Here is a 12,435-nt window from a genome sequence, read left to right on the forward strand (position 1 = left end):
TCGTGAGCCAGCCTACGCCAGCCGTGCGTACCTTCCAAGACTTGATCCTCGCCCTCCAGCAATACTGGGCCGAGCAAGGTTGCGTGGTACTTCAGCCCTACGATATGGAAGTAGGCGCCGGCACTTTCCACACTGCCACGTTTCTGCGTGCCATCGGCCCGGAAACCTGGAACGCCGCTTATGTGCAGCCCAGCCGCCGCCCGACTGACGGCCGCTACGGCGAAAACCCGAACCGTCTGCAGCACTACTACCAGTTCCAGGTGGTTCTGAAGCCGAACCCGGAAAACTTCCAGGAGCTTTACCTGGGCTCGCTCAAGCACGTCGGTCTCGACCCACTGGTGCACGACATTCGTTTCGTCGAAGACAACTGGGAATCGCCAACCCTGGGCGCCTGGGGCCTGGGCTGGGAAGTCTGGCTCAACGGCATGGAAGTGACTCAGTTCACTTACTTCCAGCAGGCCGGTGGCATCGAGTGCTACCCGGTGACCGGCGAAATCACCTATGGCCTGGAACGCCTGGCCATGTACCTGCAAGGCGTGGATTCGGTCTACGACCTGGTGTGGGCCGACGGCCCGTTCGGCAAAGTGACCTATGGCGATGTGTTCCACCAGAACGAAGTGGAGCAGTCGACCTACAACTTCGAACACGCCAACGTCGACAAGCTGTTCGAGCTGTTCGATTTCTATGAAAGCGAAGCCAAGCGCCTGATCGAGCTGGACCAGCCGCTACCGTTGCCGAGCTACGAAATGGTGTTGAAGGCGTCCCATACCTTCAACCTGCTGGACGCACGCCGGGCGATTTCCGTGACCGCGCGCCAGCAATACATCCTGCGTGTGCGCACCCTGGCGCGTTCCGTTGCGCAAGCCTATCTGCTGGCCCGTGCCAAGCTGGGCTTCCCGATGGCGACCCCGGACCTGCGTGATGAAGTGTTGGCTAAGCTGGAGGCTGCACAATGAGTGCTCAAGATTTTCTGGTTGAACTGGGCACCGAAGAACTGCCACCCAAAGCCCTGAACACCCTGGCCGATGCGTTCCTGGCCGGTATCGACAAAGGCCTGCAAGCCGCTGGCCTGAACTACGAAGCCAAGCACGTCTATGCCGCACCACGCCGCCTGGCCGTGCTGATCACCGCCCTGGCGACCCAGCAGCCGGACCGCAGCATCAACCTCGACGGCCCGCCACGCCAGGCCGCGTTCGATGCCGATGGCAATCCGACCCAGGCCGCCCTGGGCTTCGCCAAGAAGTGCGGCGTGGACCTGAGCGAAATCGATCAGAGCGGCCCCAAGCTGCGCTACAGCCAGAACATCAAGGGCAAGCCGACCGCCAGCCTGTTGCCGACCATCGTCGAAGACTCCCTCAATGACTTGCCGATTCCCAAGCGCATGCGCTGGGCTGCGCGCAAGGAAGAGTTCGTGCGTCCGACCCAATGGCTGGTGATGCTGCTCGGTGACCAGGTCATCGACTGCACGATCCTGGCCCAGAAGGCCGGTCGCGATTCCCGCGGCCACCGCTTCCATCATCCGCAGAGCGTGCGCATCACCTCGCCGGCCAACTACCTGGCCGACCTGCGTGCCGCCTACGTGCTGGCCGACGCCAACGAGCGTCGCGAGCTGATCAGCAAGCGCACCGAGGAGCTGGCGACCCTGCAGGAAGGCACCGCCATCGTGCCCGCCAACCTGCTGGATGAAGTGACCGCGTTGGTGGAATGGCCAGTGCCGCTGGTGTGCTCGTTCGAGGAACGTTTCCTCGAAGTGCCCCAGGAAGCGCTGATCACCACCATGCAGGACAACCAGAAGTACTTCTGCCTGCTGGACGCCGAAGGCAAGTTGCTGCCGCGCTTCATCACAGTCGCCAACATCGAAAGCAAGGACCCGCAGCAGATCATCGCCGGTAACGAAAAAGTCGTTCGCCCGCGCCTGACCGATGCCGAGTTCTTCTTCAAGCAGGACAAGAAACAGCCCCTGGAAAGCTTCAACGAGCGCCTGCGCAACGTGGTGTTCCAGGAAAAACTCGGCAGCGTCTACGACAAGGCCGAGCGCGTATCGAAACTGGCGGCGTACATCGCCCCACGCATCGGCGGCGACGCCCAGCGCGCGGCCCGTGCCGGCATCCTGTCCAAATGCGACCTGTCCACCGAGATGGTCGGTGAGTTCCCGGAGATGCAAGGTGTCGCCGGTTACTACTACGCCCTCAACGATGGCGAGCCACAAGACGTGGCCCTGGCGCTGAACGAGCAGTACATGCCGCGCGGTGCCGGCGCTGAATTGCCGACCACCCTGACCGGTGCGGCCGTGGCCATCGCCGACAAGCTCGACACCCTGGTCGGCATCTTCGGCATCGGCATGCTGCCCACCGGCAGCAAGGACCCGTACGCTCTGCGTCGCGCGGCCCTGGGCGTGCTGCGGATCCTGATCGACAAGCAACTGGACCTGGACCTGAACGACGCCGTGGCCTTCGCCGTCAACGCGTTCGGTAGCAAGGTCAAGGCTGTCGGCCTGGCCGAGGCGGTGCTGGAATTCATCTTTGACCGCCTGCGTGCGCGTTATGAAGATGAAGGCGTCGAGGTCGCGACCTACCTGTCGGTGCGTGCCCTGAAACCGGGTTCGGCCCTGGACTTCGACCAGCGCGTACAGGCGGTGCAGGCGTTCCGCAAATTGCCGGAAGCCGCAGCACTGGCGGCGGTGAACAAACGAGTGTCGAACCTGCTGAGCAAGGCCGAACCTTCGGTCAAGGCCGTTGAAGCACGCTACTTTGATAATGCCGCGGAGTTTTCGCTCCACTCGGCAATTCAACAGGCGTATGCGTCGGTACAACCGCTCATGGAGAAACGCGAGTATGCCGAAGCACTGGCCCGCTTGGCGGCACTGCGCGAGCCTGTCGATGCGTTCTTTGAAGCCGTGATGGTGAATGCGGACAACGAAGACGTGCGCAAGAATCGCTATGCGTTGCTGGCACGTCTGCGCAGCCTGTTCCTCAATATTGCCGATATTTCCGTGCTGGGTTGAGGAGTTGCTGTTGAAACTGCTGATTCTCGATCGGGATGGCGTGATCAATCACGACTCCGACGCATATATCAAATCGGTGGAGGAGTGGTTGCCACTGCCCGGTTCGATCGAAGCCATCGCGCAGTTGAGCAAGGCCGGCTGGACGGTGGCAGTCGCCACCAACCAGTCGGGCATTGCCCGCGGTTATTATGACCTTGCCGTGCTCGAGGCCATGCATGAGCGCTTGCGCGAATTGGTGGCCGAACAGGGCGGGGAAGTCGGGCTGATCGTTTATTGCCCACATGGGCCGGATGACGGTTGCGATTGCCGCAAACCCAAGCCGGGCATGTTGAAGGCCATCGCCGGGCATTATGCTGTGCCGCTGGCGGGTGTGTGGTTCGTCGGCGACAGCCTCGGTGACCTGGAGGCAGCCAAGGCCGTCGACTGTCAGCCAGTTTTGGTTAAGACCGGGAAAGGCGAAAAGACCCTGGGCAAGACTCTTCCGGTGGGCACCTTGATTTTTGACGACCTGGCGGCCATTGCCGCTGAACTTATCCACAATTAGAGCTCCCAAGACATCCTGATCAAGGATTGTTCGGGAAGCGCTTGAACAGGCGGGCATTGCCCGCAACGGTAAACGCCGCTATGTCGATATTGCAGGCCATCAGAACCTTTCTCTTTTACCTGCTGCTGGGCACCAGCTCCTTGCTGTGGTGCACCCTGAGTTTTTTTATCGCGCCGTTCATGTCATTCAAGGCGCGCTACCGCTTCATCAATGTGTACTGGTGCCGTTGCGCACTGTGGCTGAGCAAGGTGTTCCTGGGCATCAGCTATGAAGTGAAGGGCGCCGAGAACGTGCCGGACCGGCCCTGCGTGATCCAGTCCAACCACCAGAGCACCTGGGAGACATTCTTTCTCTCGGCCTATTTCGAGCCGTTGAGCCAAGTGCTCAAGCGTGAGCTGCTGTTCGTGCCGTTCTTCGGCTGGGCCATGGCGATGCTGCGTCCGATCGCCATCGATCGCGACAACCCCAAGGCTGCGCTCAAGCATGTGGCGAAGAAGGGTGACGAGTTGCTCAAGGACAATGTCTGGGTGTTGATCTTTCCCGAGGGCACTCGTGTTCCTTACGGAACGGTCGGCAAGTTTTCCCGGGGCGGTACCGCATTGGCCGTGAACGCCGACCTACCTGTGCTGCCAATTGCACACAATGCCGGCAAATTCTGGCCCAAGGCGGGCTGGATCCGCACGCCAGGGGTCATCACCGTGGTGATCGGCGCGCCAATGTATGCCGAAGGCAGCGGGCCCCGCGCCATTGCCGAGCTTAACGATCGTGTCCAGGCCTGGAATGAACAGACACAACGGGAAATGGGTTCGCTGCCACCGGCACCGGCCACTCCGGCCAGCACCGATCAGATCGCTGTCTGACATCTGTGGATAACCTGTGTACCGTTTTTTCGAAATCCGTTGCTTTTACGCTGTAGGTATATGTTTTTAATACATATTTCTTAAACACATAAAAGCCATTCCTAGGTGCATAAGTTTTTATAGCACCAAAAACTCACAGTCTTCGGTGGCCTCTACACGTATTGGTAGGAGCCGCCGAACGCTGTCATTTTTACTCTTCCAGCAACGGGAATTTCAGGCTAAACGTAGTTCCTTTACCTACCACGCTATGGCACTCGATTTTCCCCTCGTGATGGTCAACCACGGCCTTGACCATCGACAACCCCAAGCCAATGCCATCGACCCCTTGGGCCGATGAAAACCGTCGGTACTGACTGAACAGCTCGGGTAACTCTTCGGCGCCGATGCCCTTGCCTTGGTCAGCGACATTGCAGATCAACCAGCCCGACGTGCAATGAACCTGCAGCGAAATGCAGGAGTCTGGCGAGCTGTACTTGATGGCATTTTCCAGCAGATTGAACAGAGCACGGGTCAGCAACGATTGATCCGCCCTCACCATCGCCTCTTCATCCTCTATTTCATGGACCAACTGGATACGCTTTGCCTGGGCGATGGGTAGTGCCTGGTCGAACACGTCCAGGACCAACATGGCGAACAACGTCGGCTGGAATTGATACGCCTCGGATTCGGCCTTGGCCAATTGCACGAAGCCTTCGGTCAGGTCCAGGGCGCGACGCACCTGGCGCTCGATCTGGTCGAACAGCGGATTATCCCCACCAGTCTGGTGCCGCTGCACATCGAGCAGCGCAAGGATCGCCGAGTGCGGGGCGCGCAAATCATGGGAGAGGAAACGCAGCATGACGCTGCGCTGTTCTTCCGCTTCACGTTCGGCGCTCAGGTCAGTGAGGCTCAATAACCAGCCAATCGGCGCATCGCCATCAACCGGCAACAGCGCCGCCCGTTCCAGGCGCAAGCTGCGCTCGCGAATGTCGCGAAACTCCACCAAGGGCAATGTGGATAACCGGTGATGCGCCCCATGCTCCAACCCTGGATAGCCCAATTGCCCGAGATGCTCCAGCACATCGCCGCCCGCCAGGCCATGGCCGAACAGCTCGCGCGCCTTGCGATTACCGAGCAACAGCTTGCCTTGAGGATCGCTGATCATGGTCGCCACGGGCAGGTATTCCAGGCCATCGGCAATGAAGCGCCGAGTGTCGCGGGTTCGGCTCATGGCTTGCTCCAGGGCCATGATCTGGCCCTGCAAACGGTCGCTACCGGTGTAGGAAGCACGACGACGTTCCGGAAAGACCTTGGGCTCCGCGTCCAGGCGGGCCAGCTCCCAGCCAAAATAAGCCAGCACTACGCTCAGGCGTCGCCAATTCCAGATCAGGTAGCCGAACATAATCCCCAGCACACTGGCCATGGGCGACCACCACCAACCTCGCGCGCCCAGCACGGCGCTGATCAACAGGGCCAGGCTCATGCCACCCACCGTCGTCCACAGGGCCAGGCGCGGGCGCAACAGCAGCAAACCCAATACACAGGCCACCAGACACACCGACACCAGCGCAGCACCTGAACGGTTGCCTGTTGATTGGCTACTCAACGACAACAAGGCTGTCAGCGGCAACAGCAGCAGACTTATCCACAACCACTCTCGCACCAACTGTCGAAACAGCCGCTGGACCTGGGTTGGCTCACGACTTTCACGGCGACGCTGGTTACTCATAGGCATCCTGGCCGAATTCAAGGGTTGGGGGATTTCTTCGCAGGACTGCATCAAGCCCACAGCCGGAAAAGCCCACGACTATAGCGGACTCGATGGGTGGCGCGCTGCTGCCTTTCCCTCTGTGCCGCGAGCCGGTATTGTCGCAGCCAGCGACAGGTCAATGACAACAAATCAGCCGCTGGCTGCCTTTCATTGCCACCTGAAGATGTCCGTTACTCTCGAGATCAAGGAATCGCATTGCATGCGTGTCGCCATACTGGACGATGAACCGGCCGAGCTGCGCCGGGTAGAACAGACATTGCAACAAATCCCCGGCAGGGGCGAGCAAGCCTGGACCCTGCACAGCTTTGAACGAGGCGAGGACCTGTTGCGACAACTGCGCCGGGAAACTTTCGACCTGTTGATCCTCGACTGGCAACTGCCGGACATCAGCGGCCTTTCATTGTTGCGCTGGACCCGCGAGCACATGGATTCGCCACCGGCCGCCATCATGCTGACCAGCCGCGATGGCGAGCATGACATCGTCCAGGCCCTCAACGGCGGTGCCGACGACTATGTGAGCAAACCCTTCAGGCCCAACGAACTCAAGGCCCGGGTCACCGCCGTGCTGCGCCGCCACAACCTGCAACGCGCGCCCGCCAGCGACGTGCTGGTGTTCAACGACCTGGCGTTCGACGACGCCGAACTGACCATCACCCGCGCCGGCATTCCCATCAGCCTGACCGAACGGGAATATCGCCTTGCCCGATGCCTGTTCGCCAACCTGGGCCGGCCGCTGTCCCGGGAGTATTTCTACGAACGTTTCTGGACCCACGAGGAAATGACCTCGTCCCGACCGCTCGACACCCACATTTATCGCCTGCGCAACAAGCTCGGGCTGACGGCGGATCGCGGTTGGCAACTGCTGACGATCTACGGGTATGGGTATCGGTTGGAGAGTGTGGCGGCGGGAAGCGAGGCGTCTGTCGCGAGTTAGGGTTGCATCCGTGGCGAGGGAGCTTGCTCCCGCTTGAGTGCGCAGCACTCATCAAAAGGGGCCGCTACGCAGCCCAGCGGGAGCAAGCTCCCTCGCCACAGATGGAGATCACCCTATGGTCTGTACCAAGCTGCCTGTCTTTGTGATCCGGCGACGCTGTATCAGCACGCCGGACAGCACCACCAACACACTCAACAGCCCCGTCGCCAGGATCTCCACACGATGGGCTTCCTGGAACAGCATGATGGTCAGGGCCCCCACGATGAAGACAATCACCGCATAGGTCAGGCCGGGGAACAGCCACATGCTGAAGGCGATTTTTTCACCGCGAGCCATGCGCTGTTTGCGCATACGCAGCTGCGAAATCGCAATGACCAGGTACACCAGCAGCGCAATGGCGCCAGAGCTGGCCAACAGGAACTCGAAGACCGCTGCCGGGGCCACATAGTTGGCGAACACCGCGAGGAAGGCCGCCCCGGTCGACAACATCACGGCCCAGTAAGGCGTGCCGCTCTTGTTGGTGCGCTGGGAAACCGCTGGCGCATCACCGCGTTTGCCCAGCGAGAACATCATCCGCGAAGCCGTATACAGCGCCGAATTCAGGCAACTCGTAACCGCTACCAGAACCACGATATCGACGATCAGCTTGGCGTTGGGGATGCCCATGCGTTCCAGCACCGTCTGGTAGGAACCCACGCTGGCCAGCAGCGGGTCGTTCCACGGCACCAGGGCTACGACGATGAAAATGGAGACAAGATAGAACAAGCCAATCCGCCAGATCACCGAGTTGGTTGCCTTGGAAATCTGCTGGCCAGGGTTCTTCGATTCGGCCGCCGCGATGGTCACGATCTCAGTGCCCATGAACGAAAACATAGTGGTCAGAATCGCGCCCAGCACTGCGCCCATGCCGTTCGGCAAGAAACCTTGCGTGTCGAACAGGTGCGAAACACCACTGACCTGGCTGGTAGGCAGCAAGCCGAAGATAGCCATGATGCCGAGGCCAATGAAACCAATGATCGCCACGACCTTGACCAAGGCGAACCAAAATTCGAACTCCCCGTAATTCTTCACGCTGAACAGGTTAGTGACCGTCAGCAGCAGGGTGATGACCAGGGTGAAGGCCCAGATTGCCACGTTCGGGAACCAGGCGTGCAGGATAGTTGCGGCGGCGTTAGCCTCCAGCGGAATGACCAGGACCCAGAACCACCAGTAAAGCCAGCCGATGGTGAAACCGGCCCAATGCCCAATCGCACGGTCAGCATAAGTCGAGAAGGAGCCGGTGTCCGGCGACGCCACTGCCATTTCGCCCAGCATCCGCATCACCAGCACCACCAAGGCACCCGCGGCGGCGTAGGCCAGCAGCACAGCCGGACCCGCCGCTGCGATAGCGTGGCCGGAGCCAACGAAAAGGCCAGCGCCGATCACGCCGGCGATGGATAGCATCGTCACATGACGGGGCTTGAGCCCTTGCTCCAGATGATTGGAAGTTTGCGTACCGCTCATTGAGACTACCCTTGGTCTTTGGATTTATTCGTACCGCCTCGTCCCATCGTTTTCTGTAAATTTAAAAAAACGATGTGTAAGTTATTTAACACGCAAGTTTTGCGCCAAAAAACCGCAAGCCCCCGGTATCCGCGGCTCTCGTCCAGTTCCTAACCTATTGAGCAGGAAGGCTTTGTTCCAAAGTGTTACCGAGCTACCCCATTTTCGACCACAGGGTCTGAAAGTGGGCATCGATTTTTGAGCGTAAAAAAAAGCCAACGCATGAGCGTTGGCTTTTTTGGATGTGAGGCGCGCTTAAGGATCAGAAATCCAGGTTGGACACCGCCAATGCATTGCTCTCGATGAAGTCACGACGAGGCTCGACCGCATCACCCATCAGGGTGTTGAAGATCTGGTCCGCGCCAATGGCGTCTTCAATGGTGACTTTCAGCATCCGGCGCGAGCCTGGGTCCATGGTAGTTTCCCACAGCTGATCCGGGTTCATTTCACCCAGACCTTTGTATCGCTGGATGGTGTGGCGCTTGGTGCTTTCGGCCATCAGCCATTCAAGGGCTTCCTTGAACTCGGTCACGGCTTTCTTGCGTTCGCCCCGTTGGATGTAGGCGCCTTCGTCCAGCAGCGTGCTCAGTTGCGCGCCAAGGGATACGACGGTCTTGTAGTCGTTGCTGCCGAAGAAGTCGCGGTTGAAGGTGACGTAGTTCGACAGGCCGTGAGAGATCAGTTCGACCTCCGGCAGCCAGACGTTACGCTCACGGTCTTCGCGCAGGCTGGCTTTGTAGACCAGGCCGGATTTTTCGACGGTGCGCAGGCGAACTTCGTACTGAGCCAGCCAATCCTGCATCGCCGCGTGATCGGACAACTGTTCCATGCTGACCGCTGGCAGGTAGATGAAGTGCTCGGTCAGCTCCTGCGGGTACAGGCGCGACAGGCGCTTGAGGGTCTTCATCACCAGGCGGAAGTCGTTGACCAGGCGCTCAAGGGCTTCACCGGAAATGCCTGGGGCATCTTCGTTCAGGTGCAGGCTCGCGTCTTCCAGGGCCGACTGCGTCATGTACTCTTCCATGGCGTCGTCGTCTTTGATGTATTGCTCTTGCTTGCCTTTCTTGACCTTGTACAGCGGCGGTTGGGCGATGTAGATGTAGCCGCGCTCGATCAGCTCCGGCAACTGACGGAAGAAGAACGTCAGCAGCAGGGTACGGATGTGCGAACCGTCGACGTCAGCATCGGTCATGATGATGATGTTGTGATAGCGCAGCTTGTCGATGTTGTACTCTTCGCGGCCGATGCCACAGCCCAGCGCGGTGATCAGCGTACCGACCTCCTGCGAGGAGATCATCTTGTCGAAGCGCGCCTTCTCGACGTTGAGGATCTTGCCCTTGAGCGGCAGGATGGCCTGGGTGCGACGGTTACGACCCTGCTTGGCGGAACCGCCAGCAGAGTCACCTTCCACCAGATACAGTTCGGACAGGGCAGGGTCCTTTTCCTGGCAGTCGGCCAGTTTGCCCGGCAGGCCGGCGATGTCCAGCGCACCTTTGCGGCGAGTCATCTCACGGGCCTTGCGCGCCGCTTCACGGGCACGGGCGGCGTCGATCATCTTGCCGACCACCAGCTTGGCTTCGTTCGGGTTTTCCAACAGGAAGTCGGAGAAGTACTTGCCCATTTCCTGTTCGACCGCGGTCTTCACTTCGGAAGAGACCAGCTTGTCCTTGGTCTGGGAGCTGAACTTCGGATCCGGCACTTTCACCGAAATGATCGCGGTCAGGCCTTCGCGGGCATCGTCACCGGTAGTGGCAACCTTATGCTTCTTCGCCAGGCCTTCCTGTTCGATGTAGTTGTTCAGGTTACGGGTCAGCGCCGAACGGAAGCCCACCAGGTGAGTACCACCGTCGCGCTGCGGAATGTTGTTGGTGAAGCACAACAGGTTCTCGTTGAAGCTGTCGTTCCACTGCAGGGCGATTTCCACGCCGATGCCGTCTTCACGCTGGACGTTGAAGTGGAACACCTGGTTGACCGCCGTCTTGTTGGTGTTCAGGTACTCAACGAACGCGCGCAGGCCACCCTCGTACTTGAACAGCTCTTCCTTGCCGCTGCGCTCGTCCTTGAGGACGATGCCGACACCGGAGTTGAGGAAGGACAGTTCACGAATCCGCTTGGCCAGGATATCCCAGCTAAAGTGGATGTTCTTGAAGGTTTCGCTGGAAGCCTTGAAGTGAATCTGGGTGCCGGTGGTTTCGCTGTCGCCAACGATAGCCATCGGTGCCTGGGGCACGCCGTGAATGTAAGTCTGTTCCCAGATCTTGCCGCTGCGGCGGACGGTCAGGACCAGTTCTTCGGACAGCGCGTTCACCACCGATACACCTACACCGTGCAGACCGCCGGAGACCTTGTAGGAGTTATCGTCGAACTTACCGCCGGCGTGGAGGACGGTCATGATGACCTCGGCGGCGGAAACGCCTTCCTCTTTGTGCACGTCTACCGGGATGCCACGGCCGTTGTCGCGAACGGTGATGGACTCATCCGGGTGGATGATGATGCTGATGTCGTCGCAGTGGCCGGCGAGGGCTTCGTCGATGGAGTTGTCGACCACCTCGAACACCATGTGGTGCAGACCGCTGCCATCGTCGGTGTCACCAATGTACATACCGGGACGTTTGCGTACGGCATCCAGGCCTTTCAGCACTTTAATGCTCGTTGAGTCGTACGTATTTTCTTCGCTCAATGCCTTCACTCCCGATGGTCGTGGGTCTGGGTGATACGGCCCTGTTCCACGTGGAACAGAGCGACTGGCGTTTCCGTCTGCCAGCCTTCCCTCAATAATTCGTGGTCTACACAGGTGATGAACACCTGGCAGCGTAAGTCTTCCAACAAGCGGCAAAGCGCGCGACGGTGGGCTTCGTCCAACTCGGACGGCAAGTCATCCACCAGATAAATACACTGACCGCGACGGGCCTGGCTGACCAGATGCCCCTGGGCTATGCGCAAGGCACACACCACCAACTTCTGCTGCCCCCGGGACAAGATGTCCGCGGCGTTATGGGCGCCCAATCTGAGGCGCAAGTCAGCGCGTTGTGGTCCAGCCTGGGTATGGCCCATCTGCTGGTCTCGCTGCAGCGAGCCGGCCAGTACGGTGCTCAGTTCCCGGTCCTTGTCCCAGCCTCGGTAATAGCTGAGCGTCAGGCCCTCAAGCTCAACCAGTTCGCTCAAGGTCTGCTCGAAGACCGGTTTCAAGGCTTTGATGTAAGCGCGGCGGTATTCATCGATTTCAGCGCTGGCCTGGCACAGTTCCCTGTCCCAAACCGCTTGCGAAACGGCGTCAAGTGTACCATGTCGCAGCCAAGAGTTTCGCTGGCGCAGCGCCTTCTGCAGACGCTGCCAAGTGGTCATGAAACGCGGCTCTACGTGAAACACGCCCCAATCGAGAAATTGCCGACGAATCTTCGGCGCGCCCTCCAGCAGGCGGAAGCTGTCCGGGTTGATCAACTGCAACGGCAGGATCTCAGCCAACTGCGCAGCACTGCGCGCGTTCTGCCCATCAATGCGAATCTGGAACTCACCTTGCCGGTCCCGTGATATCCCCAGGGCGCTGTGGCCGCCTTCGGCCAGTTCCACCTGCCCAAACACCGTACACGCCAGTTGATCGTACTGGATGACCGGTAACAGGCGGGTGCTGCGAAACGAACGGGCAAGCCCGAGCAGGTGCACGGCTTCCAGGACGCTGGTTTTGCCGCTGCCGTTGGCGCCGTAAAGGATATTGATGCGGGGGGAAGGGGAGAAGGTCACCGGGTGCAGATTGCGCACCGCGGTGACCGAGACGCGACTTAAGGACATCTAGTGGCCAGG

9 protein-coding genes are annotated in these 12,435 nt (G+C 59.8%); 5 read left to right on the plus strand and 4 right to left on the minus strand.

Annotated features, from left to right (window positions below; translation table 11 throughout):
* The first annotated feature begins 2 nt into the window (after positions 1-2).
* The 4 genes from glyQ (at position 3) to GN234_RS18370 (ending at position 4,408) form a co-directional block, all read left to right on the plus strand.
* Complete coding sequence (gene glyQ / locus GN234_RS18355) at positions 3-956, plus strand: glycine--tRNA ligase subunit alpha (protein WP_022641565.1); 954 nt, start codon at positions 3-5, stop codon at positions 954-956.
* Positions 953-3,004: a glycine--tRNA ligase subunit beta gene (glyS, locus tag GN234_RS18360; RefSeq protein WP_109752838.1), complete on the plus strand. Its 2,052-nt coding sequence runs from the start codon at positions 953-955 to the stop codon at positions 3,002-3,004. Before glyQ ends, glyS begins: the two co-directional genes overlap by 4 nt.
* A gap of 4 nt (positions 3,005-3,008) precedes the next feature.
* Positions 3,009-3,548: a D-glycero-beta-D-manno-heptose 1,7-bisphosphate 7-phosphatase gene (gene gmhB, locus GN234_RS18365; RefSeq protein ID WP_162893879.1), complete on the plus strand. Its 540-nt coding sequence runs from the start codon at positions 3,009-3,011 to the stop codon at positions 3,546-3,548.
* An 80-nt stretch (positions 3,549-3,628) separates the two neighbouring features.
* The gene (locus GN234_RS18370) at positions 3,629-4,408 is read left to right on the plus strand and encodes a lysophospholipid acyltransferase family protein (RefSeq protein WP_109752836.1); all 780 of its coding nucleotides are present in this window, start codon (positions 3,629-3,631) and stop codon (positions 4,406-4,408) included.
* Positions 4,409-4,598: 190 nt separating this feature from the next.
* On the opposite strand, the gene GN234_RS18375 is transcribed toward GN234_RS18370, so the two are convergent.
* Positions 4,599-6,116 (minus strand): sensor histidine kinase, encoded by a 1,518-nt coding sequence (locus GN234_RS18375; RefSeq protein WP_163856027.1) that lies wholly within the window; start codon positions 6,114-6,116, stop codon positions 4,599-4,601.
* A gap of 241 nt (positions 6,117-6,357) precedes the next feature.
* Here GN234_RS18375 and GN234_RS18380 point away from each other — a divergent pair, with 241 nt between their 5' ends.
* Positions 6,358-7,092, plus strand: coding sequence for a response regulator transcription factor (locus GN234_RS18380; protein WP_109752834.1), 735 nt, complete (start codon positions 6,358-6,360; stop codon positions 7,090-7,092).
* 108 nt (positions 7,093-7,200) lie between these two features.
* On the opposite strand, the gene gabP is transcribed toward GN234_RS18380, so the two are convergent.
* From gabP to recF, 3 genes are all read right to left on the minus strand, one after another.
* Entirely contained in the window at positions 7,201-8,595 is a 1,395-nt protein-coding gene (gene gabP, locus GN234_RS18385; protein ID WP_163856029.1) for a GABA permease, read from the minus strand.
* Positions 8,596-8,896: 301 nt separating this feature from the next.
* The gene (gyrB, locus tag GN234_RS18390) at positions 8,897-11,314 is read right to left on the minus strand and encodes a DNA topoisomerase (ATP-hydrolyzing) subunit B (protein ID WP_109752963.1); all 2,418 of its coding nucleotides are present in this window, start codon (positions 11,312-11,314) and stop codon (positions 8,897-8,899) included.
* A gap of 5 nt (positions 11,315-11,319) precedes the next feature.
* The gene (recF, locus tag GN234_RS18395; RefSeq protein WP_003196148.1) at positions 11,320-12,423 is read right to left on the minus strand and encodes a DNA replication/repair protein RecF; all 1,104 of its coding nucleotides are present in this window, start codon (positions 12,421-12,423) and stop codon (positions 11,320-11,322) included.
* Between the last annotated feature and the right edge of the window lie 12 nt (positions 12,424-12,435).

The organism is Pseudomonas bijieensis, from assembly GCF_013347965.1.
Taxonomy (GTDB): domain Bacteria; phylum Pseudomonadota; class Gammaproteobacteria; order Pseudomonadales; family Pseudomonadaceae; genus Aquipseudomonas; species Aquipseudomonas bijieensis.